Below are 22,601 nucleotides of genomic sequence, written 5' to 3' on the forward strand. Positions count from 1 at the left end.
CCTCACTGCTCCGCTCTGTAACGCGTCGGCGGCATACCGAGCACGGTGCGGAAGTCGGCGGTCAGGTGAGCGTGGTCGGCGTACCCGAGCGCAGCGGCGAGAGCGCTGAGGTCGCTGGCAGGGTCATCACGCAGTCGCTGCGCCGCCTCCTGCAGCCGGCGACGACGGATCATCATGAGCGGCGGCAGCCCCACGTACCGATGCGTCATCCGCTGCAGCGTGCGCAGCGACATGGCGAGGCTGGCGGCCGCCTGCTCAGCGGTGCGCACCCTGTCGTCGGTCATCAGGACCTCCGCCATGTTGTTGGCATCGCGGTCAGCATCCGAGATCACGCCCTTCTGCTCCGCCAGCCAGGCCGACACGATCTCGACGACCCTGGTCAGTCGTTCGGGTCCGGCCATCGCCGCCGTCACCGCATCTACCAGAGCGGGCGCCGACAGCGAGATCTCCGCATCGCGCAGCCCGGCGGGCTGTGCGGTCAGCGCGGCCGCCCCCGCCGGGCGCAGCAGGGCACCGACCGCCCAGCCGCGTCCCGTGAGGTCGCGGAAGCTGGCCTTCGTCGTCGGACCGACGAGCTGCGCGCCCTCTGACGAGATCACCAGGTTCAGCGCGGGGTAGGCGACGACGTCCTGTCGCGAGACCGCACCGGCAGGCAGGTCCCACTCCGGGATCCAGAACCACGACACCAGCTCGGCCGCGGCGGGCGTCGGAGCGAGCCGATGGAACTGCGGCATCCGATCGGGGAACAGCACCCCTCGTCGCGCGTCGATCACGTCTTCGACGCTAGACGCGGGCACCGACATCGTGTCTGGTGGACCGACATCGTGTCGCGAATCTTCAAGCGCCGCCTCCGGTCGCGCTCGTACGGTCGAGGCATGACCACTCAGACCGCCGGCTTGACCGGCATCCACACGACCGACGGCCGCCCGAACGGGGCGACCTCACTCACTCCCTTCCTCGCCATCCCCGGCGCGGCCGAGGCCATCGCGTTCTACCGCGATGTGTTCGGCGCGCGGGTCGTCGACGTCACCGAGTTCAGCGGCGTAGTCGTGCACGCCGACCTCGACTTCGGCAAGGGGATGCTGCAGCTCGGCGAGCCCTCGCCTGACTACCATCTCGTCGCTCCGCCGCAGGGCGGGGACGACTGCTACTCGATGGGCGTGTACGTGCCTGATGTGGATGCCGTCGTCGCCCGCGCGGTCGAAGCCGGCGCAACGGTGCGCGAAGCACCGTCTGACTTCGTCTCCGGCGATCGGTTCGCCAGCATCCGCGACCCGTTCGGCGTGCGCTGGTCGGTGATGAGCCGTGTCGAGGACCTCTCTGAGGAGGAGTCGACCGCCCGCGTGGCGGAGTGGGCCGCACAGCAGGGGTGACCGCGGGGTGACCTCGGCCTGACCGCGGCTGACCTCGGCCTGACCGAGCTGCGCCGAACCGGGCTGAGGGCCTGCCGAGATCAGGCGATCCGCCGGAGGAAGGCCGATTTCCGTGCGATTCACCTTGTGCGGGCGGATCGCCTGATTTCAAGCGGCGAACCCGGCATCAGACGACCGCGGCACCCCCGGGACCGGGTCAGGACAGCGGCTTGACCTCGAGCCGGCCGACGGCGTCGCCGGCGCGCACCGAGGCGAATCCGGTGTAGCCGTCGGATGCGGCGCGCTCGAGCAGTGCCTTCAGGTTCTTGGGGCGACGCTCCAGGCGCACGCGCGCGGCGCCGTTCTCGCGCAGCAGCGCGGCCTTGTGCGCGAGCAGCTCGGCGACCGGCACGTCACCGTCGTGCACCAGCACGACCGCCTGCGCGGCCTCGGCCTCGACCTCGGCGACCAGGTCGACGATGCGCTCGAAGCCGATCGAGAAGCCCACAGCCGGCACCTGCTGGCCGAGGAAACGGCCGATCATGCCGTCGTAGCGTCCGCCGCCGCCCAGCGAGTAATCCACCGACGGGTGCGCAAGCTCGAAGATCGTGCCCGTGTAGTAACCCATGCCGCGCACCAGGAACGGATCGTAGATGAGCGGCGGCTCGCCGGCGTCCGGCCGGGCCGCGGTGACCGACTCGCCCAGCGAGACGAGGTGCGCGACGATCTCGTCCGGCGCGCCCTCCGGCAGCGCCTTGCGGATCTGCCGCTCGCCATACGGGTTGTACTCCATGGTCATCGGACGCTTCAAGAAGGACTCGAACGCGTCGACGGCCGTCGCCGTGACGCCGCGCTCGCGGAGCTCTGCCGCAACGCCCTCGGCGCCGATCTTGTCGAGCTTGTCGATCGTGATGAGCACACCGGGTCGCTCATCTTCGGTGAAGCCGAAGGAATCCAGCATCCAATCCAGCGCGCGACGGTCGTTGACGCGCACGATGCCACCGGTCAGCCCGAGCGCATCGATCGTGTCGATCGATGCCACGATCAGCTCGGCCTCGGCGCGTGCCGAGTCGTCGCCGATGATGTCGATGTCGCACTGCACGAACTGGCGGTAGCGCCCCTTCTGCGGACGCTCGGCCCGCCACACCGGCCCGATCTGGATCGATCGGAACACCGTCGGCAACTGGCCGCGGTTGGTCGCGTAGAAGCGTGCGAGGGGAACCGTCAGGTCGTAGCGCAGACCGAGATCGCTCAGCGCGGCGGGGTCGTCGGCGGCGTCGCGGATGCCATCGGCATCGAGTCCGCGGCGGAGGATGCTGTACGAGAGCTTCTCGTTGTCTCCGCCGATTCCGGCGTGCAGCCGGCCATGCTCCTCGACGACGGGCGTCTCGATCTCATCGAAGCCATGGGCGCGGTAGCGCTCGCGGATGACGGCGAGCACACGCTCTCTGCGGGCCTTGTCAGCGGGGAGGAAGTCGCGCATGCCGCGCGGCGGGTTCACGTTTGCCACACACCCATCTTTCCAGGTCAGACGAGTATCCGTTTCGGTATACTTCAAGTATGACCACGACGACGATCAAGGTCTCCACCGAACTGCGCGACCGGCTCAAGGAACAGGCGCAGGCCGAGAACCGCACCCTGGGTTCGTATCTGGAGAAGCTGCTGGAGCGAGAACTGCGTGCCCACCGCTTCGAGCAGCTGCGCGAGGCAATGGCTCAGACCACTCCGGACGAATGGCAGAGCTACCGCGAGGAAACCGAGTGGTGGGACCGTGCCGCCGAAGCCTGAACTCGCGCCGCGTGACATCGTATGGATGGACCCCGACCCGACGGTGGGCCGCGAGCAGGCCGGCCGCCGCCCCGCTGTGGTCGTCGCAGGCGGAGGATACCTTCACGTGGTCGACGCCCTCGCAATCATCGTGCCTGTCACCTCTGTGGACCGTCGCTGGCCGAATCATGTTCAGATCAGAGGTCTAGGGAAGCCGTCTTGGGCGATGACAGAGCAGTTGCGCGCCGTCTCACGCGATCGACTGCACGGCGACCTCGGCCGGGTCAACGAAGCGACCTTCCTACAGATTCGGAACTGGCTCAGGGATCATCTGGATCTGTGAGCACGTCGCGAGCCCCTGAGTGATCCCCGATGATGGACGGATTCCTCTGTTTGCACCGTCGGCCGATCGCTTCGCCGAGTGGGCGGAGATCGAGAGCGTCCTGATCATCTGCGACGGCCCTGGCGGGGGGAGCCATATGTCGGCTATCGCGCCCTCAGAACCGACATTTGGCTCCCCGCCGCAGCATCCGGCGGGCACCGGCGCACGCTCAAGCGCCCGCAACCCCGTCAGGCGTCGGACTCCGCGGCGCGCACCTCGTCTTCGAGGGCGCGGGTGCGCTCGCGCAGCGCGCGCTCGGCATCCCAGCCGTTGGCGTCGGCGTGCGCGACGAGCGTGAGCAGGGCGTCGCCGAGGGCGGATTCGGATGCTGGCAGCGCAGCACCTTCGTCCCCTTGTTGCTCCGTCACGTCGGCGGCGCCTTCCACGACGCGGGCTGCACGGTCGAGCACCTTCTGCGCGCGTGCGAGCGCGGGCATGCCCGACGGCACGCCGTCGAGCACACTGGTCCGCGCGCGCTTCTCAGCGGCCTTCGCGGCGTTCCAGTGCACCAGCACTTCTTCGGGCGTCGTCGCGACAGCATCCGAGAACACGTGCGGATGCCGCCGCACCATCTTCTCGGTCAGCCCTCGCGCCACGTCGTCGATGTCGAAGGCGCCGTCCTCCGCTGCGATCGCGGAGTGGAACAGCACCTGCCAGAGCAGGTCGCCGAGTTCCTCACGCAGCTCGCCCTGCGAACCCGTCTCGACGGCGTCGATCACCTCGTGCGACTCCTCGATCAGGTAGGGCACGAGGTCGCGGTGCGTGATCTGCTGCGACCAGACGCACCTCTCGCGCACCTGACGCATCGTCTCGGCGGCGGTGCGCAGCGCGTCAGGCACGTGCAGTGGGCTCGGCTCACCCACGGATCCGGCGTCCTGCTGCGGATCGGTCACCGGATTCCCCTCACTCCGCAGCTGACGTGTCCGCAGCGGCTTCGAGACGGCGGTAGTGCCGCGCCCGCGCCGACACGATGAAGCCCGACAGCACGAGGGCGATCAGCGAACCGGCCAGCACGCCGAGGATGGCCTCGTCGCGCAGCAGCTCATCACGAGCGAACGCCAGGTTCGCCAGCAGCAGCGACACGGTGAATCCGATGCCGCCCAGCGCTCCCGCTGCGAGCAGATCGGGCAGCACCAGCGCGGGGGCAGAGCCACGGGGCCTGATGCGCATCGCGATCCAGCCGAACAGCCCGATTCCGAGGATCTTGCCCACCGGCAGGGCGACGAGGATTCCCCAGAAGGACGGAGACAGGTCCGAGATCGGCACCGAGGGGATCACGACGAAAGCGGCGACGAACGCGAACACCGGCAGGATCGCGCCGTTGACCGTCGGCTCCAGCCCGTGCCGCAGCTTCTCGGCGGGAGCCGGCGACATGAACAGCCCGAGCAGCACGCCCGCGATGGTGGCGTGGATGCCCGATGCCGCCATCAGGCCCCACGTAGCGATCCCGATCACGCCCATCAGCACGGCGATCCCCGAGGAGCCGTTCTTGGCGACGATGCGGCTGAGCAGCGCGAAGATCACGACGCCGACGACGGCGAGCACGAACATCAGCCAGTCGACGTCGTGCGCGAACAGCACGGCGATGAAGATGATGCCGATGATGTCGTCGAGGATGGCGAGCGCGAGCAGGAACACCCGAACGCCAGACGGCAGACCCTTGCCGAACATGGCGAGCACGCCGAGCGCGAAGGCGATGTCGGTCGCAGTCGGGATCGGCCAGCCGCCGGCCGTCGCGGGATCGGCACCGGCGAACAGCAGGTAGACCGCGATCGGCACGAGCACGCCGCCCGCCGCCGCGATCGCCGGCTGCATTGCCTTGCGCGGCGAGTCGAGCTCGCCATGGGTCAGCTCGTGCCGCAGCTCGATCGCCACCACGAGGAAGAAGATCGCCAGCAGACCGTCCGACACCCAGTGCGCGACCGACAGGTCCAGCGACGTGCCGGGGATCGCGATATGCGCGTCGAGCACGGCGGCGATGCCGTCGTGCGTGGGCAGATTCGCCAGCAGCAGGCCGAGACCTGCCGCGATGAGAAGAAGAGCCGCGGGGAACTGCTGCCCGCGCAGAGGATTGTCCGAGATGCGCATCCACTCCATCGTATGCGGACGCCGTCACGTGGCACAGGAGTCGCTCGTCGCGGGGATACGCTCGAAGGATGTCCCCCGAGCCTACGAATACCGAAGCCATCCGCGTCATCACCCGCTTCGAGGCGTCGAACGGCATCCCCGAAGCCATGCGCAGCGATGTCCGCATGCTCGGCGGGCTGCTCGGGCGGGTCCTGCGCGAATCGGGCACGCCTGGACTGTTCGAGGACGTCGAGCGGCTGCGCCTGGCGACGATTCAGGCGTCGGATGCTGACAGCGAGGCCTTCCAGCGTGCCGCCGCGATCGCTGACTCGTTCACGATCGAGCGGGCAGACGAGGTCGCCCGCGCCTTCACCTGCTACTTCCACCTCGTGAACCTCGCCGAGGAGCACCAGCGCGTGCGCGTCCTGCGCGAGCGGGCAGGGCAGCCGGGCCGGGAGGACGCTGCGGACACCGTCGCGACCGCCTTCGCGAAGCTCCGCGGCGAGATCGGAGACGAGGCAGCCCGCGAGCGCCTCGCCGAGCTGCGCTTCCACCCCGTCTTCACCGCTCATCCGACCGAGGCCCGTCGTCGGGCGGTGTCCGGTAGCATCCGACGCCTCTCCGATCTGCTCGCACAGCACGACCTCGCCAGCCCCGGCGGCGCCGAGGACAGTCGAGCCGAGCGCCGCATGCTGGAGGAGATCGACACTCTGTGGCGCACCGCGCCGCTGCGGGCTGAGAAGCCGAGTCCGACCGACGAGGTGCGCACGGTCATGGGTGTCTTCGATGAGACGCTGTTCACCACCGTGCCGCACGTGTATCGCCGGATCGACGATGCGCTGCGCGGCGAGGAGTCCGGCTCGACTGCCCCGGTCGTTCCGGCGTTCGTGCGCATCGGCTCATGGGTGGGCGGCGACCGCGATGGCAACCCCTTCGTGACCGCGTCGGTCACTCGCGAGGCCGCCGAGATCGCCTCGGACCACGTGCTGCGCGGACTCGAGCGCGCCATCGAGCGCATCGGCCGCACCCTCACCCTCGATGCCGACGGCACTCCCCCGAGTGCGCAGGTAACCGCGATCTGGGAGCAGTTCGCACAGCAGCATCCGCCGCTCGCCGGCGAGATCGCCAAGCGCTCGCCGTCCGAGCCGCACCGCCGGGCGATGCTCGCGATCGTGCGTCGGGTGCACGCGACGCGCACCGAGACCACGGGCGCATACAGCGCCCCGGAAGAGCTGCTCGCCGATCTGCGCGCGGTGCAGTCGTCGCTGTCGGATGCCGGTGCGCGCCGCCATGCGTTCGGCGGCATGCAGCATCTGATCTGGCAGGTGGAGACGTACGGCTTCCACCTCACCGAGCTCGAAGTGCGCCAGCACTCGCAGGTGCACGCCGAAGCGCTGGCCGAACTCGACGCCGGTGGGCAGCTCAGCGAGCGGACACACGAGGTCCTCGAGGTCTTCCGCGCCGTGGCCGACATCCAGCGCCGCTACGGGATGCGGGCCGCCGGCCGCTACGTCGTCTCGTTCACCCGGTCCGCCCAGGACCTCGCGAACGTGCACCGCCTGGCGAAGTACGCGCTCGGTGACGACGCACCTGTCCTCGATGTCGTACCGCTGTTCGAGACCTTCGCCGACCTGCAGGCGGCCCCAGGCATCCTCGCCGAGGTCGTGCAGTTCCCCGAATTCCGCGCCAGGTTGGCTGCCACCGGAAATCGCCTCGAGGTGATGCTCGGCTACTCCGACTCGTCCAAGGACGTCGGCCCGGTGGCTGCGAACCTCGCCCTGTACGAGGCGCAGCGCGACATCGCGCAGTGGGCGGTGGAATCGGGCATCCGACTCACGCTCTTCCACGGCCGCGGCGGCGCCCTCGGTCGCGGCGGCGGCCCCGCCAACTCGGCGATCCTCGCCCAGCCGCCGCACTCGGTCGACGGTCGGTTCAAACTGACGGAGCAGGGCGAGGTCATCTTCGCCCGCTACGGCGAACCGGCCATCGCGATGCGGCACATCGACCAGGTCGCCGCAGCCACGCTGCTGGCCTCCTCCCCCAGCGTCGAGGCGCGCACCAGCGGCGCGGCAGAGCGATTCGCCGCGATCGCGAGCGTCATGGACGTGGCCTCCCGCGAGCGGTTCTTCTCGCTGGTGAAGGCCGAGGGCTTCGCCCCCTGGTTCGCGACCGTCACGCCGATGGAAGAGGTCGGGCTGCTGGCGCTGGGCTCGAGACCCGCCCGCCGCGGACTCTCCGTGGAGTCGCTGGAAGACCTGCGGGCGATCCCCTGGGTGTTCGCCTGGACACAGGCGCGCATCAATCTCGCCGGATGGTTCGGTCTCGGCACAGCTCTCGAAGCCGTCGGCGATGAGCAGGCGCTGATCGAGGCGTACCGTGAATGGCCGCTGCTGCGCACCATGGTCGACAACGTCGCGATGAGCCTGGCGAAGACCGACGAGCGCATCGCCGGCGAATACCTGTCCCTGGGCGACCGCGACGACCTCGCCGCGATCGTGCTGGACGAGCTGAGGCTCACCCGCGAATGGGTGATCCGCCTCACCGGCGGTGCGGATCTTCTCGAGAACAAGCCCATCCTGCAGCGGGCCGTGCAGCTGCGCACCCCGTACGTCGATGCCCTCTCGCTGCTGCAGCTGCGGGCGCTGCGGGCGCTGCGGGCCGACGCCGATGCCCCCACCGCCGATCCCGACCTGCAGCGGCTGCTGCTGCTTTCGGTCAGCGGCGTCGCCGCCGGCCTGCAGAACACCGGGTGAGCGCACCGACTCACGTTCTTCGCTCTCGATCACGCACGCTAAAGTGAAATCTCCTGCCTGATCCGGCGAAGCATCGCGCGACACGATCGCACTCTCATGCCCACTCCCAGAAAGCTTCCCGCGTGACCGATACCACTGCCGTCTTCCATCCGCTCAGCGCTGCCGCACAGCCCGTGTTCGACTCGGTCCTCGCGCTCAACCCGAACGAGCCGGAGTACCACCAGGCGGTGCACGAAGTGCTGCACTCCATCGGCCCCGTGCTGGAGCGCCGTCCGGAGTACATGGAGAACGGCGTGCTGGAGCGCATGGTCGAGCCCGAGCGGCAGATCATCTTCCGAGTGCCGTGGATCGACGACTCGGGCAAGATGCAGGTCAACCGCGGCTACCGCGTGCAGTACTCCTCGGTGCTCGGGCCGTACAAGGGCGGACTGCGCTTCCACCCCTCGGTGAACATCTCGATCATCAAGTTCCTCGGTTTCGAGCAGATCTTCAAGAACGCGCTCACCGGTCAGGGCATCGGCGGCGGCAAGGGCGGCTCGAACTTCGACCCGCACGGCAAGAGCGAGGCCGAGGTCATGCGCTTCTGCCAGTCGTTCATGAACGAGCTGTTCCGCCACATCGGCGAGCACACCGACGTTCCCGCGGGTGACATCGGCGTAGGCGGGCGTGAGATCGGCTACATGTTCGGCATGTACCGCAAGATCACGAACCGTCACGAATCGGGCATCCTCACCGGCAAGGGCATCGGCTGGGGCGGTGCCCAGGTGCGCACCGAGGCGACCGGCTACGGCGCGGTCTTCTTCGTGCAGGAGATGCTGGCCGTGCACGGCGAGAGCCTCGAGGGCAAGCGCGTCGCCGTCTCGGGCTCTGGCAACGTCGCGATCTACGCGATCGAGAAAGCCACCCAGCTCGGAGCTCGCGCGGTGACAGCATCCGATTCGTCGGGCTACATCGTCGACGACGCCGGCATCGACCTCTCGCTGCTTCGGCAGATCAAGGAGGTCGAGCGCGGCCGCATCGTCGAGTACGCGAAGCGTCGCCCCGGTGCACGCTTCGTCGAGGGCGGCAACGTCTGGGAGACGCCCGTCGACATCGCCATCCCGTCCGCCACGCAGAACGAGTTGGATCTCGAGTCGGCGCAGATCCTGATCGCGAACGGCGTGCGCGCTGTCGCCGAGGGCGCCAATATGCCCTCGACGCCCGAGGCCGTCGGCGCATTCCAAGACTCCGCAGTGCTGTTCGCACCAGGCAAGGCCGCGAACGCCGGTGGCGTCGCCACGTCGGCGCTGGAGATGAGCCAGAACGCCTCGCGTCAGCGCTGGAACTTCGCCGACAGCGAGCAGAAGCTGCGCGACATCATGGCCGACATCCACGACGCGTCCTTCCGCGCCGCCGAGCGCTACGGCACTCCTGGCGACTACGTCGCCGGCGCCAACATCGCAGGCTTCGAGCGCGTCGCCGACGCGATGCTCGCCCAGGGCGTCATCTGAACCCTGCGATCCGCTGAGAAGCCACTTCTCGGCTGAGACATCACGCCCCGGCGTGTTTCTCAGGCGGGAAGTGGTTTCTCGCGTTCGGAGGTCAGAGCTCGCTGTCGGTGGCGTGGCGAGAGAGCGAGCTGGCGTAGCGCTCGGTGAGCTGCACCATCAGGTCGGGGGTGTCGCGATCGACGCCGAAGACGTGCCCTGGAAAGTCCAGATCGGGCATCGCCGCGGCGATCTCGTCGGCCTGATCCGGTGAGAACAGCTGCACGGGGTCGCCGGCTGCGACCCATCCGATCGGCAGCACCGTGCCCTCCGGCAGCACCGCCCGCCGCTGCACGATCGCATTGACGCGGATCTCGCAGTGCGAACCCACGATCGCGCCGTTGAACACGCGGGCCCCCGAGGCGAAGAACACCTCCTGCCCGACGGTCGCGCCGGCGATGCTCGCGAGCGTGCCGACCAGCGTGTGGTCACCGATGTGCACGGCGTTGGCCGCGGTGGCTCGGATCAGTGCGTTCTCCATCACGATCACATGCTCGCCGAGCGTGATCGGGCCGCCTTCGGCCGTGATCACCGCACCGTGCAGCACTTGACAGTCCGGGCCGATCTCGACGTCACCCGAGATGACAGCGGTCGGCGCCACGACGGCGGTGTCATGGATGCGGGGCCGAGCCCCGAGGTGCTCGTAGATCATGCCGCCAGACTAGTCGCCATCGTCGTCAGCCGGCGGAGGACTCCTCGGGCGCGCTGCCGGGCGAGAACCGGTCCAGTTCGCTGTCGATGTCGGATGCTGCTGCCGCCGCACTCGGGGTGAATCCGAGCACCGACACCGTGAAGCGCTCGGCAGTGAGAGCCCGCAGCCGCAGCGCAGTGCGGGCGATGACCGTCGCGGTGCGGGGCATGCGGCGCAGCAGGGCGATCTCACCGAAACCCTCCCCCGCGCCGAGCGTCGCCACCAGACGGCCGTCGCCGATCACCTCGGCCTCGCCCGACTCGATCAGGTAGTACCGGTCGCCGATGTCGCCCTGCGCGAAGACGGTCGTGCCCGCCGGCACCGACACCGGGTCGATCCCTCGGGCCAGGTGCTCGATCGCGGGCAGAGGCAGCGGCGCGAACATGGGAACGCGCTGCAGCAGCTGCACCTGCTCGTCGAGCGCACCGACCGAAGCGTCGAGACGACGCAGCCGCCACCAGAACGCCACCGCGAGCACCGGACAGATCGCCCCTATCACGATCAGCGCTGCCGTGAGCCCGATCCATTCGATGAGCCCGGACGCCAGCATCGATCCGACGCCGATGGAGACCGCGATGATGCTCTCCTGCACCGCGAACACGCGGGCCATGACGGCATCGGGCGCCAACCGCCCGATGAGGGTGAACCCGGCGACGTCGATCAGTGCATTCGCGGTGCCGACGACGGCGAGCAGCACCAGCACAGCCGCCCACTGCGGGAACAACCCGATCAGGACGAATGGCAGCCCCCACAGCCCCACGCCCACCGCGAACCAGACGCCGAGCCGGTGCGAGCCGACCAGCAGTGAGGAGGCCATCGACCCGAGCACGGCGCCCACCCCGACGGCAGCCATGAGCGTTCCGACGCCGGCGTCGCCCATGCCCAGCATCTCGATCGCGACGACGACCGAGAAGACCGAGAGCGCACCTCGCGTGAACGTCTGCGCGAGGATCAGCGCCGTGATGATCTGAAGGTCAGGGCTGGCGCCAAGCGCGCGGAACCCGTCGGCCACCTCCGTCATGAGGTGCGGTCGCCTGGCCGGCGTGTCACGGGGCGGGGCCTCGTAGCGCACGCGCAGCAGCAGCAGGGCCGCCCACAGCGAGGCGCCGGCCGCGACGGCGAACACCACTGACACGTCGGTCGTCGCGAGCAGCACCGCCGCGCCGAGGGGCCCGATCAGTGTGGCGATCGAATCCAGCATCCCGCGCACCACGTTCGCACTGGCCAACTCGTGTCCGGTGCGGCACAGCGTCGGCAGCAGAGCGGAATGGGCGGGACGGAACAGGGTGGACGCGACCGTCGTCACCGCCGCGATCACGTAGACCAGTTCGACCGGGCCGGAGAGTGCCACGATCACTGCCGCCGCACCGGTGGTCACCGCGCGGATCAGAGACACCACGATCAGCGTCCGCTCGCGCCTGCCGCGGTCGGCGAACGGAGCCAGCAGCGGCGTGAGCACCGCCGATGGCAGCATCCGCAGCATCCCGACCAGCCCCACCGCGACGACCCCGCCGGCGTCATACGCGACGATGCCCAGCGCGACGGTGAACGCCCACTCCGAAGCCCACGCGCCGAAGAAACTCAGCTGGGCGCGACGCAGATTGACGTTCCGCCAGTTGCTCGAGAATGCCTCGACCGCATCGCCGAAGCGTCCCCGGCTCGCCCGAGGCCCCATGTCGCGACTCTAGACCCTCGGCGGACTGGGCCACCAGGGCGAGCGCTGCCTCGACGAGCGGGCTCCGCGCCCTGCTAGCCTGGCGGGCATGCAATGCAGGTGAGTCGCCACTCAGGGCCGCCGTTCGGCGCGCCTCATCCTTCTACCGTCACCCTTCGACGCGTCAGCTTCAACAGAGAGACCCACCATGCCGCAGCCGCTTTCGGGGCGCACCGCCCTCATCACTGGCGCTTCCCGCCGCAAGGGCATCGGCTTCGCCGTCGCCTGCGAGCTCGCCGCGCTCGGCGCGAACGTGTTCGTTCACCATTTCCAGGCGCACGACACCGCCCAGCCGTGGGGCGGGGATGACCTGGATGCCGTGCGTGACGGCATCCGCTCCTCGCTCATCCCCAGCGCCGCCTTCGGCGACCGCGCGGCGGACCTGCGCGATCCGACCCAGATCGAGACGCTGTTGGATGCTGCCGCCGATCTGACCGGATCGCTCGACATCCTGGTGTGCAACCAGGCGCTGAGCGGCGGTGACGGCAGCGTGTTCGATCTGACGGCCGACAGCCTCGACGCTCATTGGCGAACCAACACGCGTGCATCTCTGCTGCTGACCGCCGGCTTCGCGCGGCGCGTGCGCACCCGGTTCGGGGAGTTGGATGCTGCCAGCGCGCGACCAGGCGACAGAACAGCCTCGGCCCGACCGTTCGAGAAGCCCACCGGACACGTGATCTGGATGACCTCGGGCCAGGGGGACGGACCGATGCGCGGCGAGGTCGCATATGCGACGAGCAAGGCGGCGCTGGCCGGGGTGACGAAGACCGCCGCGGCGGAGCTGCTGGATGCCGGGATCGTGCTGAACACGGTGAATCCGGGGCCGGTGAACACCGGCTATCTCGACGCCGACACCACAGATCGTGATCTCGACTGGGTGCCCGAGTTTCTGGCATCCACTCCCTTCGGCCGCTTCGGCCGCCCCGACGACCCGGCGCGCCTGATCGGCTGGCTGTGCACGGATGCCGGCTCGTGGGTGGTCGGGCAGGTGCTCACCAGCGACGGCGGCTTCGCGCTGCGGTGACTGCGCGGACGGCGTGACCGAGCAACCCGAATGGCAGGATGACCACGTGACCGCAGTGCCCTACACATCGATTCCACTCGACCCGAATGCCGTGACGTATGCGTACGGACCCGACTCGGCACCGCGACCTGGCGTGTCTCCCGGACACATCGAGCGCTTCACGATCGAGGCTTCCCGCACTTTTCCGGGCACCACACGCACGGTCTGGGTGCATACCGCGGCCGTTCACGACTCGTCTGCGCCTTCATCTGCGATGTTCTTCAATGACGGCTGGTGGTACCTCGATCCGGATGCTGCCGTTCGCGGCGCCGTCGTGCTCGACAATCTGGCCGCCCAGGAAGCTATACCGCCGTTGGTCAGCGTGTTCGTGGATCCGGGCATCCGGACCGCATCCGAGAGGCCCAAGAACCGCAACATCGAATACGACGCCTTCGACTCGCGCTACGCGGACTTCCTCCTCGATGAGGTGCTGCCCCTGGTCGCTGAACTTCATGCGATCTCTCCGCTGGCATCCGATCGCGGAATCTGCGGCGGGAGCTCGGGCGGCAATGCCGCGTTCACGGCCGCGTGGCAGCGACCAGATGCCATCGGTCGCGTCATCGCATTCAACTCGAGCTTCGCGCAGATGCCGGGAGGCAATCCGTACCCTGCTCTGCTCCACGGAGGCGCAAGACGGGACCTGCGCGTCCTGCTCCATGCAGCGCACCGTGACATCGGCTGGAATGACCCCGAGGACAATTGGTTCGCCGAGACGCTCGAGACGAGTGCGGCACTGACGCGCACCGGTCACGACGTCCGTCTCGTGGTCGGTGACGGAGGCCACAGCCCCGAACACGGTGGAGTGCTGTTGCCGGATGCACTCCGATGGCTGTGGCGGTGACCAGCGCCCAGCGCCGCCGGGCGCTTCCCGCGGGAATGTGCGCTTCGCGCGGATGCGAACCTGAGTTCACGTCCGCGCGAAGCGCACATCTGCGCGGCAGGCGCATGCCACTCAGTTGGCCCGAAGCACCGCCGGAAGCACGATGTGCACCTCGGGGATCATGCCTGGCGTGACGCGCTTGCGGAAGATCCAGTAGCTCCACGCCTGGTACAGCAGGATGACCGGCAGCGAGACGGCGGCCACGATGGTCATGACTCCCAGCGTGTACGAGCCGTTCGCGGCGTTCCAGACGGTCAGGTCGAAGGCGGCATCCACCGTCGAGGGAAGCAGCAGCGGGAACATCCCGGCGAAGATCGCCCCCGCTCCGAACAGCCCGAACCCGGCGTAGCCGATGAAGGCCCAGCCCTCGTTGCGGCGTCGCGCGGCCAGCCAGCCGAACAGAGCGGCCACGACCGCGAGCACGATGAACGCCCACGAGAGCACACTGCCGCCGCCATGCGAGAACTGCACCCACAGGGCCCAGACCGCCGCGGGCACCAGGCAGAGCGGCGCCCACCGCGCAGCGAACTGGCCGGCGCGCTCACGCACCGGGCCGTCGGCCTTGAGCCCGAGGAACGTCGAGGAGTGCGCCAGTGCGAAGCCGACCACCGCGAGGCCGCCGATCACCGCCGGCAGCGTGAGCCACACGAAGGGACCGCCCACGCGGTCGCCGTTCGCATCGATCGGGAGCCCGGTGGAGGTCAGGCCGAGGGCGGCGCCGATGCAGAACGCCACGATCAGCGAGCCGAGGCCGATCATCCAGGTCCAGAAGTCACGCCAACGCACCGTGTGCACCTTGCCGCGGTACTCGATGCCGACGGCGCGGACGATCAGTCCGACCAGCGTGAAGGTCAGCGGCACGTACAGCGTCGAGAACAGCGACGCATACCAGGCGGGGAAAGCCGCGAACATCGCGGCACCGGCCGTGATGAGCCACACCTCGTTGCCGTCCCAGACCGGACCGATCGTGTTGAGCATGACCCGGCGGTCCTGCTCGGAGCGGGTGGAGAAGATCATGCGCATGCCGACGCCGAGGTCGAAGCCCTCCAGCAGCAGGTAGCCGATCCACAGCACGGCGATCGCGATGAACCAGACGACGGGAAGCGGTTCCATTTCCTTATTCCTCCAGGACTCAGCCGGTCAGTACGCGAACGCGAGCACGTCGTCGCGCTTGTCGTCGCCATCGGGGTCATCGCCGGAGCCGCCGCTGTGTGCAGAAGCTGTCAGCTCGGGCATCGCGGCCGCCACACCGCCGCGGATGTACTTCACCATCAGATACATCTCGATCACGAGCATGACGCCGTAGACGAGGGTCAGAGTGATGACGGAGAACAGCATCTCGCCCGCCGTGACACCAGGTGAGACGGCGGCCGCGGTGAACATGAACACGCCGTCGATGCCACTCGGGTCCGGGTTCGGTGCCACGACGAACGGCTGTCGTCCGATCTCGGTGAAGATCCATCCTGCGATGTTCGCCGCGAAGGGGGCGACGATTCCGAGCAGCGCGAGACGCATGATCCACGGCGAGCGCGGCACGGTGCCCTTGCGCGTCAGCCACAGCGCGACCACGGCACCGAAGGCCACGATGCCGCCGAGGCCGATCATCAGACGGAAGCCCCAGTAGGTCACCCACATCACTGGCACGTAGTTGACCTCGGCGCCGGCGTGCGCGCCGTAGAGCGCGTCGTCGGGGATCGTCTTGCCGTACTGGTCGACGTACTGCGGTTCGAGATCGCGGATGCCAGGCATGTCGGCGCCCCACTCCCCTGTGCCGAGGAAGCCCAGCACGCCGGGGATCTCGATGAGGGTGACGACGTCGGAGCAGTCGGTCGATCCGGGGTCCCCGAGGGAGAGCACCGAGAACGACGAGCCGGTGTGGCAGGCTGCCTCCGCAGCCGCCATCTTCATGGGCTGCTGCTCGTACATGAGCTTGCCCTGGATGTCTCCGGATACGACGGTGCCCATGAAGCCGAGGATCGCGACGACCGCGCCCAGCCGCAGCGACCAGATCCAGACGCCGTGGTCGGTGCGGTCGCGCCCCGGCGCAGCATCCGATTCCCCTACGACGACGTGACCGGTCTCGGAGACCGTGTCGATGCCGTCGTGGCGCCGGCGCCACAGGTGGTACCAGGCGATGCCGATCAGGAACATGCCCGCCACGACCAGGGCGCCGAGGATCGTGTGGGTGTACGCGGCGAGTGCCGTGCTGTTGGTGAGCACGGCCCAGATGTCGGTCATGACGGGGCGGCCGTCGGCACCCATCTCGACGCCGACCGGGTGCTGCATCCACGAGTTGGCGACGATGATGAAGAAGGCCGAGATCCACGAGCCGATCACCGCGCACCACAGGGCTGTGAGGTGCAGCCCCTTGCGCAGCCGACCCCAGCCGAAGATCCAGATGCCGAGGAAGGTCGACTCGACGAAGAACGCCAGCAGGCCCTCCATCGCCAGCGGTGCGCCGAACACGTCGCCGACGAATCGGGAGTACTCGCTCCACGCCATGCCGAACTGGAACTCCTGCACGAGTCCGGTGGCGACGCCGACGATGAAGTTGATCAGGTAGATCTTGCCCCAGAACTTCGTCATGCGAAGGAACTTCTCGTCGCCGGTGCGCACCCAGCGGGTCTGCATGATGGCGACCATCAAGCCCAGCCCCAGCGTGAGCGGGACCATCAGGAAGTGATAGACGGTCGTGATGCCGAACTGCCATCTGGCGATATCGAGCACGTCCACGCGGGATCTCCTTCTCGGTTCGGATGTGGCGGCTGGGCCTGCCCACCACTCGAATTCTACGCCTAGTAGAACTACTTCGACTGAGCATAGAACAATTTCGACAAGGGGTAGAATAGAAGGGCTGGAGAAAACCGGCGCGAAGGAGGACGACATGGCGACGCTCGGAGAACTGGAACGCGCGGTCATGGACACCCTCTGGGATGCCGACGGGGCCCAGAGCGCCTATGACGTGCAGCACGCGCTCGAATCCGCGGGCCGCACCCTGGCTGTGACGACGCTGTTGACCGTGCTGTCACGCCTCGAGAAGAAGGGCTTCGTGGCATCCGACCGCTCAGCCCGGCCGCATCGCTACACCGCAATCGCCTCGCGCGCCGACCACGTCGCCGAGCTCATGCACTCGGTGCTGGGTGGCGCGGGCGACCGCACGGCCGTGCTGGAGCGCTTCGTCGGCGGCGTCTCTGCCGAGGATGCCGCCATCCTGCGCCAACTGCTCGCACACGCGAGCTGAGACTCATGACAGGGTGGACGCCCTTCGCCGATGCTGCCCCCATCGGCGCGCTCGTGATCCCGCATGGTGCGATCGTGGCCGGCGCCGTCCTGCTCGGTGCGGTCGCGATCGCTCTCGCCTGGCCAGTGCCCGTCGCGCTCTCCAGGGCGTCGTGGCCGATGCGCACGCCGGTGATGGCGCTGCTGCTGTGGCAGGCGATCGGACTGGCCGGCGGTCTCTCGATGATCGGCGCCCTCGCCCTGGCGGGATACGCCGCGCTGCCGCAGCACCCGTGGCTGGCCATCATCCCCGCCGCACTGTTCACCGTCTACCTGCTCGCGCACCTCGGCGCGACGACCCTGCAGGTGACCAGCCAGCGCCGACGCCACCTCGCCCTGCTCGAACTGCTGACCTCACCCCATCCCACTCGCGCCCGCACACGCGTGCTCGATGACAAGGTGCCAGTGGCCTACTGCCTCCCCAAGGGCACGCGCTCGGTGACCGTGCTCTCGCAGGGTCTGCTCGACCGCCTGGATGCTGATGAGCTGGTGGCCGTGATCGCCCACGAGCGCGCCCACGTCGAGCAGCGACACGACCTCTTGCAGCTCGCGTTCCGAGCCTGGCGCTCGGCACTGCCGTGGTTCCCGATCGCGGCTCGCGCTGAGGTCGAGGTCGCGGCTCTCGTCGAGATGCTCGCCGACGATCATGCCCGTCGCGAGGTGCGCGATGAAGTGCTCGCGCGCGCGATCCTGCAGGTCGGGGCCGGCGGCCTCACCGGTACCGCGGGTGCCGAGCAGCCGGTGTCGGGCTCGACGCGCGTCAGCGACCGCTTCCGACGCCTCGCGGCCTGAGCGCCGGTTGCACCGCGTCGATACCCGCGATCAGCGCTGGGCGAGCTCCGGCTTCGCCGGGTGTCGGATGCTGTCGCCGAGCCGCACGATCGCATCACCGACCTGTCGATCGGCGTCGCGGTGAGAGACGAGCACGACCACCCGGTCGGCTGTCGCCCCTCGGACATCGGTCATCATGGCGGCCGCCGTGGGCTCATCCAGGTGCGCGGTCGGCTCATCCAGCAGGATGACTTCAGCCCGCGTGAGCAGCGCGCGGGCGACCGCGAGCCGCTGACGCTCGCCACCGGACAGCGCCGACCCTGCTGCCCCGACGCGGGTGTCGAGACCGTCGACGAGTCCACCCAGCAGCGGGGACAGCCCGGCTTGGGCGAGCGCATGCCGCATCGCGGCATCGTCGGGGACATCGTCGCGAGACCGGGCGAGCAGCAGGTTGCCGCGCAGGGTGGAGTCGAACACGTAGGCGTCCTGCGGGCACCAGGCGACCTGGGCGCGCCAGCTGCTCTCGTCGAGGGTCGTCAGCGGCGTGCCGTCGGCCGAGATCGCTCCGGATTCGACGGGCAGAGCACCCATCACCGCCGACAGCAGGGTCGACTTGCCCGACCCTGACGGCCCATCGAGCACCAGCCAGCGCCCGCGCTCGGCCGCGCCGTTCACGTGCTGCACGGCTGGCGCAGCAGCGCCCGGATACCGGATGGTGACATCATCGAGAGCGAGCAGCGCGGTGGCATCCGCGGTCTGCACACCCCACTCGGAGGTCGGCGCCGGCCGCAGGACCGGATCGAGGTGGCGCAGCAGCGTGCGCAGCGCCGGGATCCGCTGCACGGCCGACACGAGATCGGCGAGGGGCTCGAGCACGGCCAGTGCGAGCAGCGCGATGACAGATGCCAACTCGGCAGGCACGCCCGCGGAGAGCACCGGCACCAGCACGGCGAGCATCGCCGTGGCCGCCGTGATCACGGCCGCGCCGAGGCCGGCTGACCACGCCGTGCGTCGCTCTGCGTCGGCGAGGGAGTCGGCCGTGCCGTCGAGCTCGTCCAGCGCGCGCGGGGCGACGCCGTTGCCGCGCAGATCGTCGGAGGCGGATGCCAGCGCCGCCGTTCCGCGCACGATCGACGACCTCGCGGCGATGCGCGCAGCCCCGGCACGGCGCTCGCCGACGATGGCGAGGACGGATGCCAGCACGACGGCTGCGATCAGCACCGCCGCGACGAGCACGGTCAGGTGCGGGGTGACGAACGCCGTGGTAACGATCGTGCCCGCGATGACCAGGACCCCTGCGCCGATCGGCGGGATCACCCGTGGCAGCTGGTCGCGCAGATCGTCGGCGAGCGTGACGAGGTAATCCAGCGGCGCGCCTCCCTCGAGCAGCCTGCGCGATCCCGCGCCTCGTGCCGCGATCGCCCGCCACAGCCGCAGCCGCAGGGCGTCGACGACGAGGAATGCCGCGCGGTGGGTGACCAGCCGTTCTGCGTACCGGCCGGCCGCCCTGCCGATGCCGAAGGCCCGCACTCCGACGATGGCGACGAGCAGGTACATGATGTACTCCTCGACGCTGGCGCGCACGATCAGCCAGCCCGAGACGGCCGTCAGTGCGGCGGCCAGCCCGGCGGCGAGGGCGGCCAGGGCGATCGATCCGGCCCACAGCCAGGCGTGCGGTCGCAGCAGCGAGGCGAGCGTCAGGCTGCGAGACCCGCTGGCGCGCTTTGTCACCGAGCTCGGGCGCGCTGGCTCAACTCTGGAGGTCGACTGCAACTCTGCAGGATGCTGGCGGCCGGATCGTCCTGCAGAAGTGGATTCGTCCTGGATTCCTACGGCGGCATCGGGGCGCTCTGCAGCATCGGCGGATTCAGCGAACGCATTAACCGGCACGCGATGATCCGCGAACGCATTAACCGGCACGCGATGATCCGCGAGCGCAAGGGTCTCGGGCTCGTGGCTGGCGAGCACTACGACGCAGCGCTGCGCACGCCGCAGCACGGCCCCGCGCACCAACTCGGCCGCGACCGGATCGAGATGCGCGGTGGGCTCGTCGAGCACGAGCAGGTCGGCTCCGGCATCCACTCTGGCGAGCGCCCGCGCGACAGCCAGCCGCCGCAGCTCGCCGGGGCTCAGTTCAGCGACGGCGGCATCGGCGAGGGAACCAAGCCCGAGCTCGTCGAGCGCGTCGACATCGGCGCCGTAGAGCGCCAGCTCGGCGCGTGGCGTGTCAGCGAAGGCCTGCGGCGCCTGAGGCGCCCAGGCGACAGCATCCGACCGCACGCCGGTGATCGCGCCCTCGATCTCGGCATCCGCCGGCAGCACACCGGCGAGCGCGGCGAGCAGCGTCGACTTGCCGGCACCACTGGGGCCGGTGATGGCGGTGATCCCGCGCAGTTCGGCCGTGACGGCATCCAGCGCCGGCGCCTGCCGCCCGGCATAGCGGACCGTCAGGGCATCGAGGCGCGCGACGCGGGCATCCGCGCCGCCCGGGCCGGCCGGCGTGCGGACGTCGCGGGCGAGCGGCCGCGCGAGCAGCGCCTTCGCGCGATCGAGCGCCGAGAGTCCGTCCTGCGAGGCGTGGAACGCCGATCCGACGTCGCGCAGCGCCTGGAAGCACTCCGGTGCGAGGATCAGTGCGACCAGCGCCGCCTCCAGCCCCATCGTGCCGTTCAGCAGCCGCAGCCCGAGGAAGACCGCGACGATGGCGACAGAGATCGTCGCGATGAGCTCGAGCGCGAGCGCCGAGAGGAACGCCCATCGCAAGGTTTCTTCTGTGCGTGCGCGGTAGCGGCTCTGGATGCCGTCGAGGGCTCGGGTCTGCTCGTCGACGCGGCCGAGTCCGACGAGCACGGGCAGTCCGCGGGCGAGTTCGGTGAGATGGTCGGCGAGGCGGGTGAGAGCACTGAGCGCGGCGTCGGTGCGCTGCTGGGTGTGCTTGCCGATCAGCGTCATGAACAGCGGCACGAGCGGCACCGTGAGCACGATGATCAGCGCACTCAGCCAGTCGGCGCCGAGGATGCGCAGGCCCACCAGCAGCGGGATGACCGCTGCCGAGATCAGGGCAGGCAGCGACTGGACGTAGTAGTCGTCGAGGGCGTCGAGGGCGTCTGATGCCAGCACCGCCGTTCCGCCACCCGAGCGGTCACCGGCCACGATGCGGCGCCAGAGCTGCGTGCGCAGATCACGCTTCACGGCGGTGGCGATACGGCGAGCGACGACCGCAGTGGCCCACTCGCCCGTCGTGCGAAGCAGCACTCCGGCGATGCCGAGCAGCAGGACCAGACGCACGGTGGGTGCGGGCAGCCCGTCGCCTGCGAGCGCGGCGATGCCGCGTGCGACGGCTTCGGCGATCAGGACGAGACCCGCAGCGCGCGATGCGGCGAGCACACCCAGACCGTACAGCGCCCGGCGCGGAACCGGACCGAGCTCGGGGCGCCTCGGCGCCGGCGCCTTGGCCACTCGCGCGGCCTCCAGCACCCAGGGGTCGTTCGGGATCGGTTCTGCGGTCACCCGGCAATTCTACATCGCGTAGAACTACCTCTACCGTTCGTCGAACCCGCCGAGCACCTCGAGGATCGCGCGGGTGCTGGTTTCAGGGGCATCCAGCGTCACGACGTGCCCGGCATCGGGCACGACCCGCTCGGTCACGCCTTCGGTCGCCGCCCACACCGGCATCGCCTTCGCGATGTTGCCTGTGCGATCCTGCGCCCCGCGGATCAGCCCGAGCGGCACAGGAGTGCGGTAGAGCGGATCAGGATCGACGAGCGATGCGGTGGCACGCCACACGTCGAGGAAGGCCTTCTTCGGCATCCGCTCGAACACGCCCGCGATCTCGTCGATCACACGAGGGTCGACGGCGGAGGCCCCTGCCATCAGCCTCGGCAGCGACCGGGCCGGGATCAGCGCGAGCAGCGGTGCGGCCAGACCAAGTGCGAAGCGCTCCAGCCAGGTGAGGGGGCCGGCGTTCCAGGTCGAATCGACGACGATCAGGCCACCGGCGCGCTCGGGGTGCTCACGCACGAACGCCTGGGCGAGGTTGCCTCCAAGCGAGTGGCCGACCAGCACCGGGTCTGCCAGCTCCAGCGTGTCCAGCAGCGCACCGAGGTCGTCGAGCGCGTCCGACGCCGTGAATCGGATGCCGGCGCCGAGCTCCGATTCACCGTGCCCGCGCAGATCCCACAGCACCACCCGACGGCCCGCCGACTGCACCGCAGCGGCCTGCGCGGCGAACATGGTGTGGTCCATCCCGGCGCCGTGCAGGAACACGACGGCCCGCCCGTCGCCGCTGTCGCGATATCGGATGCCGGCTCCGGGCCGCTGCAGAGTGCGATCGAGCATGCCTCCGACCGTAACCCA

19 protein-coding genes are annotated in these 22,601 nt (G+C 69.3%); 9 read left to right on the top strand and 10 right to left on the bottom strand.

Annotated elements, in window-relative coordinates:
* Positions 1-2: 2 nt before the first annotated feature.
* On the bottom strand, positions 3-773 hold the full coding sequence (locus MNR00_RS12125) for a helix-turn-helix domain-containing protein (protein WP_241926175.1): 771 nt from the start codon (positions 771-773) through the stop codon (positions 3-5).
* A 102-nt stretch (positions 774-875) separates the two neighbouring features.
* On the opposite strand from MNR00_RS12125, the gene MNR00_RS12130 reads away from it, so the two are divergent.
* Positions 876-1,373, top strand: coding sequence for a VOC family protein (locus MNR00_RS12130; protein ID WP_241926176.1), 498 nt, complete (start codon positions 876-878; stop codon positions 1,371-1,373).
* 196 nt (positions 1,374-1,569) lie between these two features.
* On the opposite strand, the gene hisS is transcribed toward MNR00_RS12130, so the two are convergent.
* Positions 1,570-2,835, bottom strand: a complete 1,266-nt coding sequence (gene hisS, locus MNR00_RS12135) for a histidine--tRNA ligase (RefSeq protein ID WP_241928841.1) — start codon at positions 2,833-2,835, stop codon at positions 1,570-1,572.
* Positions 2,836-2,912: 77 nt separating this feature from the next.
* Here hisS and MNR00_RS12140 point away from each other — a divergent pair, with 77 nt between their 5' ends.
* Both MNR00_RS12140 and MNR00_RS12145 read left to right on the top strand, forming a co-directional pair.
* Positions 2,913-3,140 (top strand): hypothetical protein, encoded by a 228-nt coding sequence (locus MNR00_RS12140; RefSeq protein ID WP_241926177.1) that lies wholly within the window; start codon positions 2,913-2,915, stop codon positions 3,138-3,140.
* 25 nt (positions 3,141-3,165) lie between these two features.
* Entirely contained in the window at positions 3,166-3,462 is a 297-nt protein-coding gene (locus MNR00_RS12145) for a type II toxin-antitoxin system PemK/MazF family toxin (RefSeq protein ID WP_241926178.1), read from the top strand.
* Positions 3,463-3,689: 227 nt separating this feature from the next.
* Here the strand turns inward: MNR00_RS12145 and MNR00_RS12150 are convergent, their stop codons facing one another.
* Together MNR00_RS12150 and nhaA are read right to left on the bottom strand one after the other, a co-directional pair.
* Entirely contained in the window at positions 3,690-4,307 is a 618-nt protein-coding gene (locus tag MNR00_RS12150) for a MazG family protein (protein ID WP_241928842.1), read from the bottom strand.
* 97 nt (positions 4,308-4,404) lie between these two features.
* Entirely contained in the window at positions 4,405-5,589 is a 1,185-nt protein-coding gene (gene nhaA, locus MNR00_RS12155; protein WP_241926179.1) for a Na+/H+ antiporter NhaA, read from the bottom strand.
* Between the two features lie 68 nt (positions 5,590-5,657).
* On the opposite strand from nhaA, the gene MNR00_RS12160 reads away from it, so the two are divergent.
* Entirely contained in the window at positions 5,658-8,321 is a 2,664-nt protein-coding gene (locus MNR00_RS12160) for a phosphoenolpyruvate carboxylase (RefSeq protein WP_241926180.1), read from the top strand.
* 122 nt (positions 8,322-8,443) lie between these two features.
* Entirely contained in the window at positions 8,444-9,811 is a 1,368-nt protein-coding gene (gene gdhA, locus MNR00_RS12165) for an NADP-specific glutamate dehydrogenase (protein WP_241926181.1), read from the top strand.
* Positions 9,812-9,902: 91 nt separating this feature from the next.
* Here the strand turns inward: gdhA and MNR00_RS12170 are convergent, their stop codons facing one another.
* Positions 9,903-10,499: a gamma carbonic anhydrase family protein gene (locus MNR00_RS12170; protein ID WP_241926182.1), complete on the bottom strand. Its 597-nt coding sequence runs from the start codon at positions 10,497-10,499 to the stop codon at positions 9,903-9,905.
* A gap of 25 nt (positions 10,500-10,524) precedes the next feature.
* Positions 10,525-12,213, bottom strand: coding sequence for an MFS transporter (locus MNR00_RS12175; RefSeq protein ID WP_241926183.1), 1,689 nt, complete (start codon positions 12,211-12,213; stop codon positions 10,525-10,527).
* Positions 12,214-12,400: 187 nt separating this feature from the next.
* On the opposite strand from MNR00_RS12175, the gene MNR00_RS12180 reads away from it, so the two are divergent.
* Positions 12,401-13,276: an SDR family oxidoreductase gene (locus tag MNR00_RS12180; RefSeq protein ID WP_241926184.1), complete on the top strand. Its 876-nt coding sequence runs from the start codon at positions 12,401-12,403 to the stop codon at positions 13,274-13,276.
* Positions 13,277-13,322: 46 nt separating this feature from the next.
* Entirely contained in the window at positions 13,323-14,156 is an 834-nt protein-coding gene (locus MNR00_RS12185; protein ID WP_241926185.1) for an alpha/beta hydrolase-fold protein, read from the top strand.
* Positions 14,157-14,267: 111 nt separating this feature from the next.
* Here the strand turns inward: MNR00_RS12185 and cydB are convergent, their stop codons facing one another.
* Together cydB and MNR00_RS12195 are read right to left on the bottom strand one after the other, a co-directional pair.
* Positions 14,268-15,308 carry a cytochrome d ubiquinol oxidase subunit II gene (cydB, locus tag MNR00_RS12190; protein ID WP_241926186.1) on the bottom strand — a complete coding sequence of 347 codons (1,041 nt, stop codon included), beginning with the start codon at positions 15,306-15,308 and terminating at the stop codon, positions 14,268-14,270.
* A gap of 27 nt (positions 15,309-15,335) precedes the next feature.
* Positions 15,336-16,928 (bottom strand): cytochrome ubiquinol oxidase subunit I, encoded by a 1,593-nt coding sequence (locus MNR00_RS12195; RefSeq protein ID WP_241926187.1) that lies wholly within the window; start codon positions 16,926-16,928, stop codon positions 15,336-15,338.
* Positions 16,929-17,079: 151 nt separating this feature from the next.
* On the opposite strand from MNR00_RS12195, the gene MNR00_RS12200 reads away from it, so the two are divergent.
* The gene (locus tag MNR00_RS12200; RefSeq protein ID WP_241926188.1) at positions 17,080-17,436 is read left to right on the top strand and encodes a BlaI/MecI/CopY family transcriptional regulator; all 357 of its coding nucleotides are present in this window, start codon (positions 17,080-17,082) and stop codon (positions 17,434-17,436) included.
* 5 nt (positions 17,437-17,441) lie between these two features.
* On the top strand, positions 17,442-18,266 hold the full coding sequence (locus tag MNR00_RS12205) for a M56 family metallopeptidase (protein ID WP_241926189.1): 825 nt from the start codon (positions 17,442-17,444) through the stop codon (positions 18,264-18,266).
* A 30-nt stretch (positions 18,267-18,296) separates the two neighbouring features.
* On the opposite strand, the gene cydC is transcribed toward MNR00_RS12205, so the two are convergent.
* Positions 18,297-21,755, bottom strand: a complete 3,459-nt coding sequence (cydC, locus tag MNR00_RS12210; RefSeq protein ID WP_241926190.1) for a thiol reductant ABC exporter subunit CydC — start codon at positions 21,753-21,755, stop codon at positions 18,297-18,299.
* 30 nt (positions 21,756-21,785) lie between these two features.
* Positions 21,786-22,583, bottom strand: a complete 798-nt coding sequence (locus MNR00_RS12215; protein ID WP_241926191.1) for an alpha/beta hydrolase — start codon at positions 22,581-22,583, stop codon at positions 21,786-21,788.
* Between the last annotated feature and the right edge of the window lie 18 nt (positions 22,584-22,601).

This window comes from Microbacterium sp. H1-D42 (genome assembly GCF_022637555.1).
Taxonomy (GTDB): Bacteria; Actinomycetota; Actinomycetes; order Actinomycetales; family Microbacteriaceae; genus Microbacterium.